Below are 17645 nucleotides of genomic sequence, written 5' to 3'. Positions count from 1 at the left end.
GTCCATGCTAGAAAAAATCCTCATTGCCAACCGTGGTGAGATTGCACTGCGTATTCTAAGAGCTTGTAAAGAACTTGGGATCAAAGCAGTTGCCGTTCACTCCACGGCAGACCGTGATTTAAAACACGTTCTGCTGGCAGACGAGACTATCTGTATTGGTCCCGCTGCTTCAGCAAAAAGTTATCTAAATATTCCTGCAATTATTGCAGCGGCTGAGATCAGCGGTGCACAAGCTATTCACCCAGGATATGGTTTCCTGTCTGAAAATGCTGATTTTGCAGAGCAAGTTGAACGCTCTGGCTTTATTTTTATCGGCCCAAAAGCTGAAACCATCCGCCTAATGGGCGATAAAGTTTCTGCTATTGAAGCGATGAAAAAAGCAGGTGTTCCTTGTGTTCCAGGATCTGATGGTCCTTTAGGTAACGACACCGCAAAAAATATCGAGATTGCTAAACGTATTGGCTATCCAGTCATTATTAAAGCATCTGGCGGCGGCGGCGGACGCGGAATGCGTGTTGTCCGTGCTGAAAAAGATTTAGAACAATCCATCATAATGACTCGTGCTGAAGCCAAAGCGGCATTTAGTAACGATATGGTCTATATGGAAAAATACCTTGAAAATCCACGCCATATTGAAATTCAAGTCATGGCTGATGGTCAAGGTAATGCAATTTATTTGGCTGAACGTGATTGCTCTATGCAACGCCGTCACCAAAAAGTTGTAGAAGAAGCGCCAGCACCAGGTATTACTCCAGAAATCCGTAAAAATATCGGCGAACGCTGTGCGAACGCTTGTATCGAAATCGGCTATCGTGGTGCAGGTACTTTTGAATTCCTATATGAAAATGGTGAATTCTACTTTATTGAGATGAACACCCGTATTCAGGTTGAGCATCCAGTAACAGAAATGATCACAGGCATCGACCTAATCAAAGAACAATTACGTATTGCATCTGGCTTGCCGTTATCGGTAACTCAAGATCAGATAAATGTTCACGGTCACGCTATTGAGTGTCGTATTAACGCAGAAGATCCGAAAACCTTCTTACCAAGTCCGGGAACGATTACTCGCTTCCACTCACCGGGTGGGTTTGGTGTACGTTGGGAATCGCATATTTACGCAGGTTATACTGTTCCACCTCATTATGATTCAATGATCGGTAAATTGATCACTTATGGTGAAACTCGCGAAATCGCGATCTCTCGTATGAAGAATGCTTTGACAGAACTTATCATCGATGGCATTAAAACCAATATTGAGCTGCATCAGTTCATTATGAATGATGAGAAATTCCAACAAGGTGGCACAAATATTCACTACCTTGAAAAGCGTTTAGGATTAGCTGAGAAATAATATTTTCTCATCGATACAAAAAAGCATAGTTAAATTAACTATGCTTTTTTTTTGCTTTATTTAATTGGAAAACCTTTAAAAGGTTTGATTTCACGAATACTAAAGCTGGTATTCATCTCTTTGATATTACCTATTGCACGTACTTTCACCATCGATACATTATGAAAATCGTCCATATCCTTTACGACTAACTGCAAAATATAGTCATAACGGCCAGAGATATTATGACAAGAAATAACGTTTTCAATTTTCATTATCTCTTGTTCAAAATGCGCCATATTATCTTCAGAGTGTAAATCTAGCGTAATATTCATAAAGGCATAAAAATTAAATCCCAAGTGTTTAGGATCAATATTTGCACGATAATTTTTTATCACGCCCTTCTCTAGCGCCTTAAGTCTTTTCCAACAAGCTGGGGGAGACAAAAATACACGCTTAGCTATTTCTGCATTATTTAATCGCCCATCTTCTTGTAACAGCTTAAGGATCCCCATATCCGTTTTGTCAAGACTCATCATATTCGAGACCTTGTGACGTTAATCAAAATAACGTTTTTATCAAATATTATTCGCTTATAGACTTATTTTAACTAATTTTATTAATAAATAAGCGCGTACAGATTCCAATATGAAAAAATAATTAACCAGCCTAATTGTTAGAATGATCCGTGAAGTCTCGTTATTCAGCTAATACAAAATCATTAAAAATCGTGTTCTAAAACGAGTTAATAAAACAAATACTATAAATTAATTACACATGGGATTACACGTATGACCTTATTAGAAAAAAAAATCGATAGGACCTCACTATCAAAAGAAGAATGGAAAAAATTAACCCGTTTTGATAATACAGACGCGGGTTGGATCATCATCAGTATTGGTATGGCAATTGGTGCAGGTATTGTTTTTTTACCGGTTCAAGTTGGCTTAATTGGGTTATGGGTCTTTTTGCTTTCTTCTATTATTGGCTATCCTGCCATGTACCTTTTTCAACGTCTATTTATCAACACACTTGCCGATTCTAAAGAGTGTAAAGACTACCCCGGCATTATCGAAGGTTACCTGGGTAAAAACTGGGGAATGTTTCTTGGCTTACTTTATTTTTTAATGCTTGTTATTTGGATATTTGCTTACCCTACTGCATTAACTAATGACACTGCATCTTATCTACATACTTTTGGTGTTACCGATGGACTTCTTTCTGACAATCCATTCTATGGCTTAATTCTTATTTCATTTTTAGTACTCATTGCATCACGGAGTGAAGAGCTGCTATTTAAAATTTCCAGTTTTATGGTGTTATCAAAATTACTGGTTGTGCTCGTTCTTGGTTTAATGATGATAAGCATGTGGGATTTATCAAAAAATATCGATTCATTCCCTCCTTTTAGTCTGCTTATTAAAAATGCCATTATTACGTTACCTTTTACTCTTACCTCAATTTTATTTATTCAATCACTTAGCCCGATGGTTATTTCCTATCGAGCCAAAAATCAGTCAATTGAAGTTGCTCGCTATAAAGCATTAAGAGCCATGAATATTTCATTTGGTACACTGTTTTGTATCGTTTTCTTCTATGCCGTTTCTTTCACTTTCGCCATAGGCCACGATGAAGCGGTAAAAGCGTATGAACAGAATATCTCTGCACTAGCAATTGCAGCGCAATTTATTGAAGGAGACGCCGCTAAATTTGTCACACCTGTTGGTGTTGCTCTGAATATTTTTGCACTAATGACCGCTTTCTTTGGTGTATATCTTGGATTTAAAGAAGCCGTTCAAGGATTAGTAATGAATGCGCTTACTCGCGTTATTCCAGCAGAGAAAATTAATAAGAAAATACTTAATTTAAGTATTGTTATCTTCACTGTGGTTATTGCATGGGGAGCTATTGTTCTTAATCTACCCGTATTAATGTTCACCTCTATTTGCAGCCCAATATTCGGTATTGTCGGTTGTCTTATTCCTGCTTATTTAGTTTACAAAGTACCTTCGTTGCACCGTTATAAAGGATTATCACTCTACTTAATTATTTTTACGGGCATCCTACTTTGTATCTCTCCATTCTTGAAATTTATTTAATAAAATGTATTAAAGGCTAAATCATGAAATATAACTTTGATGAAATTATAGATAGAAAAAATACAGATGCGCTAAATTACGATGGCTGGCGTCAGTATATTTTCAAGACAGATAAAGATGCAAAATTTGCCTTTACAGATGATGAATTCATTAGAATGTGGGTAGCTGATATGGATTTTTCTACACCACCAGAAGTACTTGACGCAATTAAAGCCAGACTAGACAGAAAAATATTAGGTTATACCAAAATCTATGACGATGAGTATTACCACATTTTTAAAGATTGGTGCCAAAGACACTATAATTGGAATATTGATACTCGTGAGATTGTTTTATCTCCAGGAATTATTCCTGCATTAAATCGCTTAGTTTCTTTATTAATTAAACAAGATGAAAGCATTTTAATTCAAACCCCTTCTTATACGCCATTTAAACAAGCAGGTGATTATAATTCACGCCAAGTTATCTATTCTGATTTATTAGAAAAACAAGGTGAATATGCACTTGATTTTGCTGATATGGAACGAAAAATTAAAGATAACTCATTAAATATTAAATTATTTATTCTATGTAACCCACAGAACCCAACAGGGAAAGTGTGGACACAAGAAGATTTAATAAAAATGGGAAAATTGTGCGTCGAAAATGATATTTGGATGATATCAGATGAAATTCACTGCGACTTATTACGTAATGGAGTCAACCATACTCCTATTGCCAAGCTTTTCCCTAAATATGACAAAATCATTACCTGCATGGCTCCGAGTAAAACATTTAATCTCGCGGGCAACTTAATGTCTCATATCTTTATTAAAAATGAAGAAGTGAAAAAAGAGTGGCTTCGCTTATATGATGACTTTATTTCACCATTAAGTTTAGTAGCAACAAAAGCGGCTTATTCAGAGTGCGATGAATGGTTAAAACAACTTAAAAACTATCTTGATGATAATTTCAAATTAGTTGAAGAATTTGTTCATACTCATTTTCCAAAAGCAAACTTTAAAGTGCCTGATTCAACCTATTTAGCATGGATCAATCTTAAAGAATACTTGCCAGAGAATATCGATAATCAACAGCTTTCACTCTATTTTGCTAACAAAACAGGCATCCTGCTAGAAGGTGGAAATATGTTTGTTAGCAATGGTGATAACTATATTCGCATCAATCTTGCATGTCCTCGCGCCATAATTAAGCAGGGATTAGAAAGAATTAAAAACGCCCTTTAGTTTTTTAAAGTTACCTTTGTTTTAAAGGAGGGAAGGGAATACTTTCATTTTATAGAGGTGAGTTATATTAAAAAGAGTACGATGATAATTAATCTGTTGAAATCGTACTCTTTTTGTTTTTTATTACTCATAAAATCGTAGAAAAATATTTCTTTATTATTTTGATTAAAAAAACATCTTTAATCTGATTATCTTGATAATGAACGCGAGATCGCCTTCAAAGCAACTCTATATAACTGTTAAAAAACAATCAGATAATAAATACTTTAATCTAACTGCTTAGTTTATGACTAATTTTCACTGAATCACTATTCACTTTCCCGTACAATCCTCCCATTCGTTTTAACCCTATTAAGATTGGGAGAACAGATGGACAAGCGTTTTGTTCAGGCCCACAAAGAAGCCCTTTTGGCCCTAATTTTAACTTTTATGTATTTATTGGGTTGGTTAATGACCGCCTATTTACCTGATAACACACTAGGCATTATTGGTTTACCGCTTTGGTTCGAGCTTTCATGCTTATTTTTACCTATTTTGTTTTTTCTGTTGTGCTATCTGATGGTTCGTTATTTCTTCAAAGATATGCCGCTAGGAGATGAGCATGACGATGCAAACTGAAGTTATTGTACCGCTGATTGGTTATCTACTATTGGTCTTTCTGTTGTCGGCCTACGCCTACCGTAAACGTGAGAAAGGGGAATTTCTTAACGAATACTTTCTTGGTAATCGTTCGATGGGCGGCTTTGTTTTAGCCATGACTATCACTGCAACTTATGTCAGTGCAAGCTCCTTTATTGGTGGCCCCGGCGCCGCTTATAAATACGGCATTGGTTGGGTGCTGCTTTCTATGATCCAGCTACCTGCCATTTGGCTTTCTTTGGGCGTATTAGGGAAAAAATTCGCCATTTTAGCGCGTCGTTATAATGCAGTAACACTTAACGATATGCTATATGCACGCTATCAGAGTCGTTTTTTAGTTTGGTTTGCCAGTTTAAGTTTGTTAGTCGCTTTTATTGGTGCCATGACTGTGCAGTTTATTGGTGGTGCTCGACTATTAGAAACCGCCGCAGGCATTCCCTATGAGTTTGGTTTATTAATATTTGGTATCTCTATCGCGCTGTATACGGCAATAGGTGGATTCCGCGCAAGTGTATTAAATGATGCATTACAAGGTCTTGTAATGCTGCTGGGTACCTTTATTTTACTGTTTGCTATCATTTATAAAATTGGTGGCTTAGATATCGCGATACAAAAACTCAATGCTATCGACCCCGCATTAACATCGCCACAGGGCGCTGATGGCATCTTAAGTGGGCCATTTATGGCATCATTTTGGGTGTTAGTCTGTTTTGGGGTGATTGGATTGCCCCATACGGCAGTACGTTGTATCTCGTATAAAGATAGCAAAGCAATGCACAAAGGCATTATTATTGGCACTATTGTGATGTCATTACTGATGTTTGGTATGCACTTTGCTGGCGCATTAGGTCGTGCCATCATTCCTGATTTAACGGTACCTGACCAAGTAATACCCACACTAATGGTTGATGTATTGCCGCCTTTTGCCGCAGGTATTTTCTTAGCAGCACCAATGGCGGCGATAATGTCGACCATTAACGCGCAATTGTTACAATCATCAGCGACGTTGGTCAAAGATCTCTATTTAAATTTTGCGCCTCATGCCATAACGAATGAGAAACGTATTTCACGCTTATCGAGCCTTTCAACCTTGATTTTAGGTATACTTTTGCTCTTTGCAGCGTGGAACCCACCGTCAATGATCATTTGGCTAAACTTGCTGGCATTTGGCGGATTACAAGCGGTTTTCTTATGGCCATTAGTGCTCGGCCTTTACTGGAATAAAGCCAATCGCTATGGTGCGATAGCTGCGATGATCACCGGGGCAACGCTTTATGCAACCTTAGCAACATTCAATATTCAAATTGCTGATTTTCACCCTATTGTTCCTTCACTATTGCTGAGTTTAGCGGCATTTCTTGTGGCTAATCGGTTCGGAGAGCATACTTTAGCGCAATCCGTTCCATTACAGTGAACCCGTTTTTAAAGAGATAGATTAATATGCCTTGGATACAATTAAGACTTAATGCAACTGCGGCGAATGCAGAAGCGATTGGTGATGAACTTGTCGAAAGTGGTGCTGTATCAGTCACTTTTCAAGATAGCCACGACACGCCTATTTTTGAACCTCTGCCGGGTGAAACTCGTCTTTGGGGTGATACCGATGTTGTTGGTTTATATGATGCTGAAACCGATATGAAGATTATCGTTGCCATGCTGGAGAACAACCCGCTATTTGGTCAGCATTTTATTCATAAAATCGAACAGATCGAAGATAAAGATTGGGAACGCGAATGGATGGATAATTTCCACCCGATGCGTTTTGGCGAGCGCTTATGGATTTGCCCTAGCTGGCGTGAAGTGCCTGATCCTAACGCCGTCAACGTTATGCTAGACCCCGGTCTTGCTTTTGGTACAGGAACCCACCCAACAACCTCTTTATGCTTACAATGGCTTGATGGTTTAGATTTAGCGAGCAAAACGGTTATCGACTTTGGTTGTGGCTCCGGTATCTTAGCTATTGCGGCACTTAAACTGGGTGCAGCAAAAGCGATAGGCATTGATATCGATCCGCAAGCTATTCAAGCTAGCCGAGATAATGCTCAGCGTAACGGTGTTTCTGATGCTCTGACGTTATATCTTGCCAAAGATCAACCAGAGAATCTTTCTGCTGATGTTGTTGTCGCTAATATTCTAGCCGGCCCACTACGTGAACTTGCGCCTGTGATTAGCACTCTTCCTCGTCAAGGTGGCCATCTTGGTCTTTCTGGCGTATTAGCAACCCAAGCAGAAGGAGTGAGTGCTGCTTATGAAGGATTATTCACTCTAGATCCTGTTGCTGAAAAAGAAGAATGGTGTCGTATTACCGGTGTGAAAAAATAACAATGTGCAAATATTAACCAAATCGAGATAATCTCATTAGGTTAAAATTTCACTTAATTATTGTTTATCAGACATTAATCTCATTTTTGTCTGATAAACTTCACTTTGTTAAGAGTGTTTATCAATTCTGTACTATCAATTTTCAAAATAAAAAATATTTATAACTATATGTTTTTATTGACTAAATAATATAATCAAAAAAAATCAAGTGTAAAAAAGTAACTTTTTTTCACGATTTGGTTAAACTTTGTCCTTTCATATCTGATAAAAAATGCGTAATATACGCGCCCTTGCAGTCACAGTTTGGCCCTCTTTTCATCTATGCGAATCGGACAGTATCAGTTAAAAAATTGCCTTATCGCAGCTCCAATGGCTGGCGTTACAGACCGACCTTTTCGGTCACTTTGCTATGACATGGGCGCGGGTATGACAGTTTCTGAAATGCTTTCTTCTAATCCTCAGGTTTGGAAGACAGACAAGTCTCGGTTGCGAATGATACATAGCGATGAATTGGGGATCCGCTCCGTACAGATTGCTGGAAGTGACCCTGCCGATATGGCTGCTGCTGCGAAAATAAACGCAGAAAGTGGCGCTCAGATTATCGACATAAATATGGGTTGTCCGGCAAAAAAGGTGAATAAAAAGCTGGCGGGTTCAGCATTGCTTCGTTATCCCGACCTTGTCGCAGAGATCCTCTCTGCTGTGGTTAACGCGGTTGATGTACCTGTTACTCTGAAGATCCGTACTGGCTGGTCACCTGATGAACGTAACTGTGTAGAGATTGCCAGATTGGCTGAACGTTGTGGTATTCAGGCTCTCACTATTCATGGACGTACACGCGAGTGTTTGTTCAAAGGAGAAGCCGAATATGACAGTATTCGGACAGTTAAGCAGAGTGTTTCTATTCCCATTATTGCGAATGGAGACATAACTGACCCGCTAAAAGCCAGAGCAGTGCTCGACTACACTGGAGCCGATGCTTTAATGATCGGTCGCGCTGCTCAGGGAAGACCCTGGATCTTTCGGGAAATCCAGCACTATCTGGACACAGGTGAACTGCTGCCACCAATGCCGATTGCAGAGGTACAGCAAATAATGCAAATGCACGTGCGTGAGTTGCACGACTTTTACGGTCAAGGCAAAGGAACTCGCATTGCTCGCAAGCATGTCTCTTGGTATCTCAAGGAACATGCCCCTGATGATCAGTTTCGGCGCTCCTTCAACGCCATAGAGGATGCCAGCGAACAGCTGGAGGCGTTGGAAGCATATTTCGAAAATTTTTTGCGTAAATAAATAAAAGAGCTGACAGAACTATGTTCGAACAACGCGTAAATTCAGACGTACTAACCGTTGCCACCGTAAATTCACAAGATCAGGTGACCCAAAAACCTTTACGTGACTCCGTTAAGCAAGCACTGAAAAACTATTTTGCTCAATTAAACGGTCAAGATGTTAATGACCTTTATGAGCTAGTATTGGCTGAAGTTGAACAGCCTTTGTTGGACATGGTAATGCAGTACACCCGTGGCAACCAAACACGTGCAGCGCAAATGATGGGCATCAACCGCGGCACACTGCGTAAGAAACTGAAAAAATACGGCATGAACTGATCCTAGTCAGTTAACAGTCTGTTTTAAAAGGCACTATAGTCATTGGCTATAGTGCCTTTTTACAACAAGCTCAACAGCAACAAAAAGGCAGTGTCACATTAAAAAATAGTTTATATTACAATTACTTTCGCTACTATGATAAGAATTAGGACAGTATCCAATAAATTATTCGGTCGTTTTCTTTAAAAAAGAACCATAATTAGCCTATTTATAATTAAAATATAAAATTTATGAACCTAGAGAATTTAAATAAAATACTACCACCGCCAATATTTTCATATGAAACAGGTCAAAACACTGAATGGCCTTTAATCGATAACAAATACTCATTTCCCAATGATTATATTGAATTTATAACTCAATATGGTTCAGGTAAAATAGATAACTTTCTTACTCTATTTAACCCATTTAGTAATAATGATGATTTAAATTTTTTCAAACAAAAAGAATGGATAATTTCTGATCTTTCTGAGTTAAATAAATCTGATCCAGAATATTATTTATTTCCTTTATATCCTAATATCAATGGACTACTCCCTATTGGTATTACAGATAATGGAGATTATTTATTTTGGGTTATTTCATCAGATAATAGTAATTTATGGAATATCGCAATTATTGCTTCTAGATCACCTGATATTGAATATCAACAAGGACATCTCACTCATTTTATAAATAATATTTTATCTAGAAAAATACGATGCATGTCTTTTCCTGAAAATTTCCCCTCATCAAATATCGTATTTAATAGCAATATTTTTGGTTAAAATAATTAATAATTTTTATTTTAACCACATTGTTAATGATTTTGCTAAACTGACTTCTATTATCGCCATCATCACGATACCCTCTATGCTAATTTTTATAACACCAATTATTTAAATTCTGACAAGAGTGTCAAAATGCAAACACCTCAATCTACCATTACTTTTATTGATAGCGCTTACCCTAAGCCTCATGAAATTAAAGAATTCATTTGGTCTGGAAGATTAGATAAAACAGGGCAACTTTGGTTTGATCTTCACCTTAAAAGTGCTGATTACTATTTAAGTGAAGGTGAAGATTATCTTTCTGATATAGAAGATGATACGTCAGATGATAGCCAAGAATATACCAGCCTTGCTCACTGGCAAGATAAAATTGTCTGGGATAATTACCATTGCTGTACTCTCTCTTCTACTTATTGGTCGAATGACCAAGGTATTTTACTCAGTAATGGGGAAAAACCTTTTGATTTTACCAATTTTATCACTCATCAATTTAATGTTGATAACATCTCTCAAATAAATATTAATGAATATGATGAAGAAGAAATCCAAGAAATTCCTGCTTTTAGTCTTTATTTATTAGGCCATGATGAATGCAAAGCTCATCAAATTAGTTTTCAACGCCAGAAAGATAATACTTATGACATTGATTGGAATGGGGAAATAGCACTTTTTTATGCGGGATTTGATGAATATATTCATCAATTTAACGCTAAACTTGAAAATATTCCTTTTGATGGTTTTTATTTTCCTAAATCTTGGGATCTAGATAAAGCAGCTACTGAATTTAAAAAAGTGCTCGCTCATTTTGAACAATATGAATTTGTATTAATTAATCCCCTAAGCCCGATTAAACAGTGGAAGCTTAAATAGAGAAATAGAAATCAATAAATCAGCCATTTGTTTATACAGATTTTGACTATACAATAAACAATATTTTGGTTTATCAGGGAATTACCATGGCCGTTTTGCCTAGAAAAAAAGTGTGGCAGATTGTTGTTACAATTGTCTTAGTCGGTATAAACTTGCGCCCTTTTTTAACTGGGCCTGGCCCTGTGATTGACGATATTATTGCCTCAACAGGAATGAGTTACAGCCAAGTCTCATTACTTACCTTATTACCTATGATTTTGATGGGCATGGGTGCACTTATTGTTCCGTTCTTGCAGCCTTATATTCAGGCTCGCAAAGGGCTACAAGTCGCGATGTTAATGCTGCTATTAGGTTCTTTTTCGCGAGCTTATGTTTCGGATGGTAATCAACTGCTATTTACTGCACTATTTTGTGGTTTAAGTGTTGCTTATATTCAAGCAATATTTCCCGGTATTATCAAAGCATGGTTTGGTAACAGAACACCTATTATGATGGGGCTTTATTCTGCCATGTTAATGGGTGGCGGTGCGCTGGGTGCACAATTATCGCCTATCCTTACTGAGCCAAATGGTAATTGGCAGAATGCGTTAGCATGGTTCGCATTACCTGCTAGTTTTGCATTTATTGCAATAACGGTTTCAATTAAAAAAAGTGCGTCGCAAAGTAATAAGGTGCCGCTTAATACACTTATTTGGCGCCCAAGAACAGGACTACTTATTTTGGGTTTCGGCTTTGTGAATGCGGGCTATGCTTCGGTTATTACTTGGTTAGCGCCATTTTATCAATCTTTAGGAATGCCCAGCGCACAAAGCGGCTCATTAGTAGCAATCCTTTCACTTTTTCAAGCTTCTGCGGCACTTATCATCCCATTTTTAGCCGCAAAAAATCATGACCGACGCTTTTGGCTACTATTAACATTAACCAGTCAAGTCATTGGCTTTTTAGCCATTATGCTCATGCCAATGAGCGCCCCTTATTTATGGAGTATTTTCTTAGGCTGTGGCTTAGGGGGATGTTTTTCTGTCATGATGATTGTTGCCCTCGACCATATTCCACATCCAGCTCAAGCCGGCGCATTATCAGCATTAATGCAAGGTGGTGGATTTATTATTGCTGCTTTTGGCCCTTTGGTTGCCGTTTGGTTACGCCAATCTGATGGAAGCTTTACCTATGCATGGGCATTTCATGCCGTTTTAGTTGTATTAACAATGGGATTATTCTCACGATTAAATCCAAATCACTACGCTAAAGCATATCCTGATAATCATACGAATACTGAGCAATAATATAAAATTAGCGCAGATACTTTATATTTCAATATAGAGTATAGCGCTAATTTTTATGCTTATTTTTACGTTAATTACACATTAATAGCCACCGTAATTAGGCGATAATATGAGTACCTGTTTCGCCACGTAATGCCATTGCTAGTTTTTCAGGGGTCGTGATAATAACGCGTTTTCCACCAGCTGCTAAAAACGATAAGCTAGCTTCAATTTTTGGTAACATGCTTCCCGCGGGGAAATGCCCTTCGTGCATATAACGAGTCATTTCAGCAACGGTTGTTTCACCTAATGCTTGCTGTTCTGGCTTACCAAAATGAATACACACTTTTTCTACACCCGTGGTGATAATAAGAATGTCTGCATGCAATTCTTTGGCTAGTAATGTTGATGAGAGATCTTTATCAATAACGGCATCAACACTGTGATAGCTTCCATCTGGATCTTTAATCACTGGAATACCACCACCACCTACCGCAATAACTACATATCCGCTATCTGATAATACGCGAATAGCACCTGACTCAACAACATGCTGAGGAATAGGAGAAGCCACAACACGGCGATATCCACGACCAGAATCCTCAACAAAATGCCAACTAGGATTTTCTTGTTTTAATTGCTCAGCATCTTGCTGTGAAAAAAAAGCACCTATTGGTTTAGTTGGAGATAAGAAATGAGCGTCTGCTTTATCAACTTCAACCTGAGTAATAATAGTAACGGCTTGCTTACCTTGTTGATGGCGTAATTTATTGGTTAATGCTTGTTGAACCAAATAACCAATACCGCCTTGTGTATCTGCAACACAGTTAGCTAATGGGGTAAGAGGTAACCCATCTTGCACATGAGCAATTTCAGCGCGACGTAAATCCAGACCAACTTGAGGGCCATTGCCATGGGTTAGAACAATATTATAGCCATCAGCAATCATATCACTGATATGCGTAGCTACTTCTTGTACGGCTTGTTCTTGGTGAGCGATAGACTGGCTAGCATTGTCTTTGATAATACTGTTGCCTCCGATGGCAACAACCACGAGTTCTTTCATGTTCAGCTCTCAACAATATCATTTTGTTATATAGGTAGAGATTTATCATCTCTACCATCGGAGGTTAGGTAAATTAGGCAGTTGCGTCAGTTTGCCGTTTTTTCCTGTTATTACACATTAACGAAATAAACTTTATCTGCTGTGAACCTAAAGTTAATGATTCACACAAATAAGAGTTATGCCTTCATTTCGCGCAAGGATAATAACAGAGAATATTGAGAAAACATCTATTACTCACCTTTAACCATTTTTAGCTGGCTATTATTAAGTGTTTTTTAAATAGAAAATAGAAGATATATGAGGATAGAAAATTGGGCGATGAAACAAAAAACTAAAGGCACAATAATAAAATATCTTGCGCCTTAAACTTTTAAACTAGACTTTATACTACGTTTAAAATCACACAACCTACAACCGCGCTCAAGTTTATGTCTAAAACCTTTTTATTTATCGGCTTGATAAACATCTGGCATATCAGTAATTAGCATATCGACACCCCACTGTTCAAAGTGTGCAACCTCTTTAGGATCATTCGGCGTGTAGCAATAGATCTCATAACCTGATTGTTTCAGCATTTGTGCTTGTTGCTGGGTTAAAAATTGATAATTACAATGCACACTAAACGCATCGATTAACTTTAATGTCGATAATGCATCAGCCTTATCAGGAATTTCATCCCATAATTGGCCTCGGCGAATAGATGGCAAATATCTTTTCATTACCACTAACGCATGGGTATCAAAAGATGAAAAAAGAATTTGATTATCAGGAATATCTGCACTTTTTATCATATCGGATACGGCTAAACACAAACGTTCAATATCATCGTCAGGCCATGTTTTTAACTCAATATTAAGCTTAGTGCCTGAACGCTTAATCAATTGCAGTCCTTGTCTTAATGACGGTATTTTCTCGCCTTGATAAAGCGAACTAAACCAACTACCTGCATCAAGTCGATGTAAATCATCTAACGTATGAAAACGAACAGCACCTCGCCCGTTAGTGCAGCGGTTTACGGTTTTGTCATGAATAAGCACTGGCACATAATCTGCAGTTAATTGCACATCGGTTTCAATCCATTCACAACCAAAATCGATTGCCATTTTAAAAGCAGCTAATGTGTTTTCGGGTGCTTTTCCAGAAAAACCTCGGTGAGCAGCTATTTTCATTTCTATCTCCTTTTTTATTCACATCACCATCATGACAACCATTTGTGACAGTAATTTGACAACTACACCATCAATATATCTTCATTTAATTGTCACCATTTTGTCATAAATAACACTTAGGGTAATTCCAACAAATAAGATTAAACCTTTAACTTTCGATTAAAAAGGAAATACTGCATGTCGATAAAATCACTGACGGGTCTTGCTGTTGTGATGGCGCTATTTACCTCTCCAACCTATGCAAAAACAGAAATTGAGTGGTGGCATGCAATGGGAGGAGCTTTAGGTCAGAAGGTGAATCAAATCGCCAATGATTTTAATGCTAGCCAATCCGATTATGTTATTAAACCCGTGTATAAAGGCACTTATGCGGAGACGATGACTAGTGCTGTTGCTTCATTTCGCGCTAAAAATCAGCCCGCAATAGTACAAGTTTTTGAAGTCGGTACTGCAAGTATGATGGGCGCTAAAAAAGCCATTTTCCCGGTTTATCAATTGATGGAAAAAACCAAAGAACCCTTTGATCCTAATAGTTATTTATCTACCGTTACCGGCTATTACACTACCAGTGATGGCAAAATGATGTCGCTACCATTTAATAGTTCTACACCTGTACTTTATTACAATAAAACGCTCTTTAAAAAAGCAGGAATTGAACAGCCCCCTGCAACCTGGAAAGAGATGGAAGAAATTTCTAAAAAACTACTCGATTCGGGTGTGAAATGCGGCTTTACCACCACATGGCAATCATGGACGCAAATAGAAAACTTTGGTGCTCGCAATAACTTACCTATTGCCACTAAAAACAATGGGTTTGATGGTACCGATACAACATTTCTTTTTAATACAACCCCTTTTGTTAATCATATCCAACAAATGGCGGATTGGTCCAAATCTGGCATATTCAAATATGGTGGCCGTCAATCTGACGCAATGCCACTATTTTATACTCAAGAGTGCGCGATGGTGATGGAGTCATCCGCAGGTTTTGCTGGAATCAAAGAGAATATGAAAGGTGTCGATATCGGCGTTAGCCAATTACCTTATGACGACAAGTTAGTACAAAAACCCGCTAATACCATTATTGGTGGTGCATCTTTATGGGTAATGTCTGGTCGTCCAGATGCAGAATATAACGGTGTAGCCAAGTTTTTCACTTATCTTTCTAGCCCCAAAGTACAAGCTGATTGGCATCAAGCAACGGGTTATTTACCTGTCACTAAAGCCGCTTATGCGCTAACTCAGCAGCAAGGTTTTTATCAACAAAATCCGGGTACTGAAACGGCGATATTGCAAATGACCGCTTCAGAATCAACTGAAAATTCTAAGGGATTACGCTTTGGTAACTTCCTACAAACACGTGAAATTGTCGATGAAGAATTAGAGAAAGTATGGTCAGGAAAACAGAACGCACAAACTGCATTAGATAACGCAGTGACACGTGGAAATGAGCAATTACGCCGTTTTGAACGTACTCAGTAGTAATCTATCTTTAAGCGAGTCTTTTAGGCTCGCTTATTTTTTAAGATTTATTGGATAACATATGGCTTCTCAATCTATCCACTTCAAACAAAAATGGTTACCTGCTGCGCTTATTTTCCCTCAGCTAGCAATCACCTTAATCTTTTTTATTTGGCCTGCTGGACAAGCACTTTTTCAATCATTTCAATTAGAAGATGCATTTGGTCTTAGTCGAGAATTTGTTGGATTTGAAAACTTTCAGCGCCTTTTTAGTAATACTTATTACTTTGATAGCTTAATCACTACATTAGTTTTTAGTACTTGTGTGGTGTTTTTATCCATGCTTTCTGCACTTATTCTTGCGGGTATTGCAGAGCAAATTTTACGTGGAAAATTATTTTATCGTACAGTTTTAATAGCACCTTACGCCATCGCTCCGGTTATTGCCGGTTTTTTATGGCTGTTTATGCTAGACCCAACCATTGGAATAATAAGCCATTTATTAAAAAAGGTAGGGGTTAATTGGGATCCTGTTCTTAATACCCATCATGCAATGTGGATGGTGATTTTAACTGCAGCATGGAAGCAAATAAGCTATAACTTTTTATTTTTTCTTGCAGCGCTGCAATCTGTTCCTAAATCGCTATTAGAAGCGGCGGCAATTGATGGTAGTGGTCCTATTAAGCGCTTTATTACCATTAGTTTTCCATTAATTTCGCCCACCACTTTCTTCTTGTTAGTGGTGAATTTTGCTTACGCCTTTTTTGATACTTTTGCCATTATTCATGCCATGACACAAGGTGGACCAGGAAGCAGCACATCAACCTTGGTTTATAAAGTTTATAACGATGGTTTTGTCGGATTAGATTTAGGTTCTTCAGCAGCACAATCCGTTATTTTGATGCTCATTGTCGCTGTACTGACGGTAATTCAATTTCGTTATATTGAAAAAAAGGTGGCTTACTAATGGTTGAACGCAGACCTTTATTTCACTTATTTTGCCACTTTATTTTGATTGCAGGCATTCTCTCAGTGGCTTTCCCTGTGTGGATTGCGTTAGTGGCAACAACACATTCAAACGCTGAATTTGCTACAGGCTCTCCTATTTGGTTTGGATCACAAGGATTTAGCGTATTTAAAGAGATCTTATCGCAAGCGGGTACCACGCAAAATAGTGCGATCTCTATTAATCGTATGTTATTTAACTCTTTGGTAATGGCTTTAATCATCACCATAGGAAAATTAACTATTTCTATTTTATCGGCATATGCTGTGGTTTTTTTTCGCTTTCCCTGCCGAACACTTGCATTTTGGACTATCTTTTTTACCCTGATGCTACCGGTTGAAGTTCGTATTATGCCAACATTTGAAGTTGTCACGAACCTTAACATGCTCAACGCTTATTCAGGTTTAACCATTCCTCTTATTGCCAGTGCAACAGCAACATTTTTGTTTCGCCAATTTTTTCTCACCATCACCCCTGAATTAATTGAGGCTGCCAAAATAGATGGCGCAGGGCCGATTAGATTCTTTTTCACTATCTTGCTGCCGTTATCACGTACCAATATTGCCGCCCTTTTTGTTATTACATTTATTTATGGGTGGAACCAATATCTTTGGCCAATGCTTATCACAACAGATACTAACTACTACACCATTGTGATGGGAATTAAACAGATGGTTGCGGTTTCGGATGGTGTTATTGAATGGAATAAAATTATGGCAACCACCTTAATTGCTATGTTGCCGCCAGTACTGATCGTCATTTTGATGCAAAAAGCCTTTGTAAAAGGCTTTATTGATACGGAGAAATAA

At 38.0% G+C, this 17645-nt stretch carries 17 protein-coding genes; 14 read left to right on the top strand and 3 right to left on the bottom strand.

Annotated features, from left to right (window positions below; translation table 11 throughout):
• The first annotated feature begins 4 nt into the window (after positions 1 to 4).
• A complete protein-coding gene (gene accC / locus PH4a_RS09560) occupies positions 5 to 1354 on the top strand; it encodes an acetyl-CoA carboxylase biotin carboxylase subunit (RefSeq protein ID WP_129039400.1) in 1350 nt (449 codons plus the stop codon).
• A 56-nt stretch (positions 1355 to 1410) separates the two neighbouring features.
• Here accC and PH4a_RS09555 read toward each other — a convergent pair whose 3' ends face one another.
• On the bottom strand, positions 1411 to 1872 hold the full coding sequence (locus PH4a_RS09555; protein ID WP_082918384.1) for an Lrp/AsnC family transcriptional regulator: 462 nt from the start codon (positions 1870 to 1872) through the stop codon (positions 1411 to 1413).
• Positions 1873 to 2124: 252 nt separating this feature from the next.
• On the opposite strand from PH4a_RS09555, the gene PH4a_RS09550 reads away from it, so the two are divergent.
• The 10 genes from PH4a_RS09550 (at position 2125) to PH4a_RS09505 (ending at position 12155) form a co-directional block, all read left to right on the top strand.
• Positions 2125 to 3432 carry an aromatic amino acid transport family protein gene (locus PH4a_RS09550; protein ID WP_129039398.1) on the top strand — a complete coding sequence of 436 codons (1308 nt, stop codon included), beginning with the start codon at positions 2125 to 2127 and terminating at the stop codon, positions 3430 to 3432.
• A 23-nt stretch (positions 3433 to 3455) separates the two neighbouring features.
• Complete coding sequence (locus PH4a_RS09545; RefSeq protein WP_129039396.1) at positions 3456 to 4658, top strand: MalY/PatB family protein; 1203 nt, start codon at positions 3456 to 3458, stop codon at positions 4656 to 4658.
• 369 nt (positions 4659 to 5027) lie between these two features.
• Positions 5028 to 5276: a YhdT family protein gene (locus PH4a_RS09540; protein WP_064718851.1), complete on the top strand. Its 249-nt coding sequence runs from the start codon at positions 5028 to 5030 to the stop codon at positions 5274 to 5276.
• A complete protein-coding gene (gene panF / locus PH4a_RS09535) occupies positions 5266 to 6711 on the top strand; it encodes a sodium/pantothenate symporter (protein WP_129041872.1) in 1446 nt (481 codons plus the stop codon). Before PH4a_RS09540 ends, panF begins: the two co-directional genes overlap by 11 nt.
• 26 nt (positions 6712 to 6737) lie before the next feature.
• Positions 6738 to 7619: a 50S ribosomal protein L11 methyltransferase gene (gene prmA, locus PH4a_RS09530; protein ID WP_129039394.1), complete on the top strand. Its 882-nt coding sequence runs from the start codon at positions 6738 to 6740 to the stop codon at positions 7617 to 7619.
• Between the two features lie 321 nt (positions 7620 to 7940).
• Positions 7941 to 8912 (top strand): tRNA dihydrouridine synthase DusB, encoded by a 972-nt coding sequence (gene dusB / locus PH4a_RS09525; protein WP_129039392.1) that lies wholly within the window; start codon positions 7941 to 7943, stop codon positions 8910 to 8912.
• A gap of 20 nt (positions 8913 to 8932) precedes the next feature.
• Entirely contained in the window at positions 8933 to 9229 is a 297-nt protein-coding gene (gene fis, locus PH4a_RS09520) for a DNA-binding transcriptional regulator Fis (protein WP_004245342.1), read from the top strand.
• Positions 9230 to 9459: 230 nt separating this feature from the next.
• On the top strand, positions 9460 to 9996 hold the full coding sequence (locus tag PH4a_RS09515; RefSeq protein ID WP_129039390.1) for an SMI1/KNR4 family protein: 537 nt from the start codon (positions 9460 to 9462) through the stop codon (positions 9994 to 9996).
• Positions 9997 to 10131: 135 nt separating this feature from the next.
• Positions 10132 to 10869, top strand: coding sequence for a hypothetical protein (locus PH4a_RS09510; protein ID WP_129039388.1), 738 nt, complete (start codon positions 10132 to 10134; stop codon positions 10867 to 10869).
• Between the two features lie 86 nt (positions 10870 to 10955).
• Positions 10956 to 12155: a cyanate transporter gene (locus PH4a_RS09505; RefSeq protein WP_129039386.1), complete on the top strand. Its 1200-nt coding sequence runs from the start codon at positions 10956 to 10958 to the stop codon at positions 12153 to 12155.
• Between the two features lie 97 nt (positions 12156 to 12252).
• Here PH4a_RS09505 and PH4a_RS09500 read toward each other — a convergent pair whose 3' ends face one another.
• Together PH4a_RS09500 and PH4a_RS09495 are read right to left on the bottom strand one after the other, a co-directional pair.
• A complete protein-coding gene (locus tag PH4a_RS09500) occupies positions 12253 to 13200 on the bottom strand; it encodes a carbamate kinase family protein (RefSeq protein ID WP_129039385.1) in 948 nt (315 codons plus the stop codon).
• A 443-nt stretch (positions 13201 to 13643) separates the two neighbouring features.
• Positions 13644 to 14369 (bottom strand): glycerophosphodiester phosphodiesterase family protein, encoded by a 726-nt coding sequence (locus PH4a_RS09495; protein WP_064718829.1) that lies wholly within the window; start codon positions 14367 to 14369, stop codon positions 13644 to 13646.
• Between the two features lie 177 nt (positions 14370 to 14546).
• Here PH4a_RS09495 and ugpB point away from each other — a divergent pair, with 177 nt between their 5' ends.
• The 3 genes from ugpB to ugpE all read left to right on the top strand — a co-directional run bounded on the left by ugpB (position 14547) and on the right by ugpE (position 17645).
• Positions 14547 to 15851: a sn-glycerol-3-phosphate ABC transporter substrate-binding protein UgpB gene (ugpB, locus tag PH4a_RS09490; RefSeq protein ID WP_129039383.1), complete on the top strand. Its 1305-nt coding sequence runs from the start codon at positions 14547 to 14549 to the stop codon at positions 15849 to 15851.
• A gap of 61 nt (positions 15852 to 15912) precedes the next feature.
• Complete coding sequence (gene ugpA / locus PH4a_RS09485; RefSeq protein ID WP_064718827.1) at positions 15913 to 16797, top strand: sn-glycerol-3-phosphate ABC transporter permease UgpA; 885 nt, start codon at positions 15913 to 15915, stop codon at positions 16795 to 16797.
• Positions 16797 to 17645 (top strand): sn-glycerol-3-phosphate ABC transporter permease UgpE, encoded by an 849-nt coding sequence (ugpE, locus tag PH4a_RS09480; RefSeq protein ID WP_064718826.1) that lies wholly within the window; start codon positions 16797 to 16799, stop codon positions 17643 to 17645. The genes ugpA and ugpE overlap by 1 nt, the downstream gene beginning before the upstream one ends.

Origin of the sequence: Proteus hauseri (genome assembly GCF_004116975.1) — a bacterium.
Taxonomy (GTDB): Bacteria; Pseudomonadota; Gammaproteobacteria; order Enterobacterales; family Enterobacteriaceae; genus Proteus; species Proteus hauseri.
Note: the sequence above shows the minus strand (reverse complement) of the source record. Positions and strands in the feature narration are given on the sequence as shown.

What these genes read in the sequence shown, in the direction of transcription:
- accC (WP_129039400.1), top strand. Translation starts at nt 5, where the DNA reads ATGCTAGAAAAAATCCTCATTGCCAACCGTGGTGAGATTGCACTGCGT.
- PH4a_RS09555 (WP_082918384.1), bottom strand. Translation starts at nt 1,872, where the DNA reads ATGATGAGTCTTGACAAAACGGATATGGGGATCCTTAAGCTGTTACAA.
- PH4a_RS09550 (WP_129039398.1), top strand. Translation starts at nt 2,125, where the DNA reads ATGACCTTATTAGAAAAAAAAATCGATAGGACCTCACTATCAAAAGAA.
- PH4a_RS09545 (WP_129039396.1), top strand. Translation starts at nt 3,456, where the DNA reads ATGAAATATAACTTTGATGAAATTATAGATAGAAAAAATACAGATGCG.
- PH4a_RS09540 (WP_064718851.1), top strand. Translation starts at nt 5,028, where the DNA reads ATGGACAAGCGTTTTGTTCAGGCCCACAAAGAAGCCCTTTTGGCCCTA.
- panF (WP_129041872.1), top strand. Translation starts at nt 5,266, where the DNA reads ATGCAAACTGAAGTTATTGTACCGCTGATTGGTTATCTACTATTGGTC.
- prmA (WP_129039394.1), top strand. Translation starts at nt 6,738, where the DNA reads ATGCCTTGGATACAATTAAGACTTAATGCAACTGCGGCGAATGCAGAA.
- dusB (WP_129039392.1), top strand. Translation starts at nt 7,941, where the DNA reads ATGCGAATCGGACAGTATCAGTTAAAAAATTGCCTTATCGCAGCTCCA.
- fis (WP_004245342.1), top strand. Translation starts at nt 8,933, where the DNA reads ATGTTCGAACAACGCGTAAATTCAGACGTACTAACCGTTGCCACCGTA.
- PH4a_RS09515 (WP_129039390.1), top strand. Translation starts at nt 9,460, where the DNA reads ATGAACCTAGAGAATTTAAATAAAATACTACCACCGCCAATATTTTCA.
- PH4a_RS09510 (WP_129039388.1), top strand. Translation starts at nt 10,132, where the DNA reads ATGCAAACACCTCAATCTACCATTACTTTTATTGATAGCGCTTACCCT.
- PH4a_RS09505 (WP_129039386.1), top strand. Translation starts at nt 10,956, where the DNA reads ATGGCCGTTTTGCCTAGAAAAAAAGTGTGGCAGATTGTTGTTACAATT.
- PH4a_RS09500 (WP_129039385.1), bottom strand. Translation starts at nt 13,200, where the DNA reads ATGAAAGAACTCGTGGTTGTTGCCATCGGAGGCAACAGTATTATCAAA.
- PH4a_RS09495 (WP_064718829.1), bottom strand. Translation starts at nt 14,369, where the DNA reads ATGAAAATAGCTGCTCACCGAGGTTTTTCTGGAAAAGCACCCGAAAAC.
- ugpB (WP_129039383.1), top strand. Translation starts at nt 14,547, where the DNA reads ATGTCGATAAAATCACTGACGGGTCTTGCTGTTGTGATGGCGCTATTT.
- ugpA (WP_064718827.1), top strand. Translation starts at nt 15,913, where the DNA reads ATGGCTTCTCAATCTATCCACTTCAAACAAAAATGGTTACCTGCTGCG.
- ugpE (WP_064718826.1), top strand. Translation starts at nt 16,797, where the DNA reads ATGGTTGAACGCAGACCTTTATTTCACTTATTTTGCCACTTTATTTTG.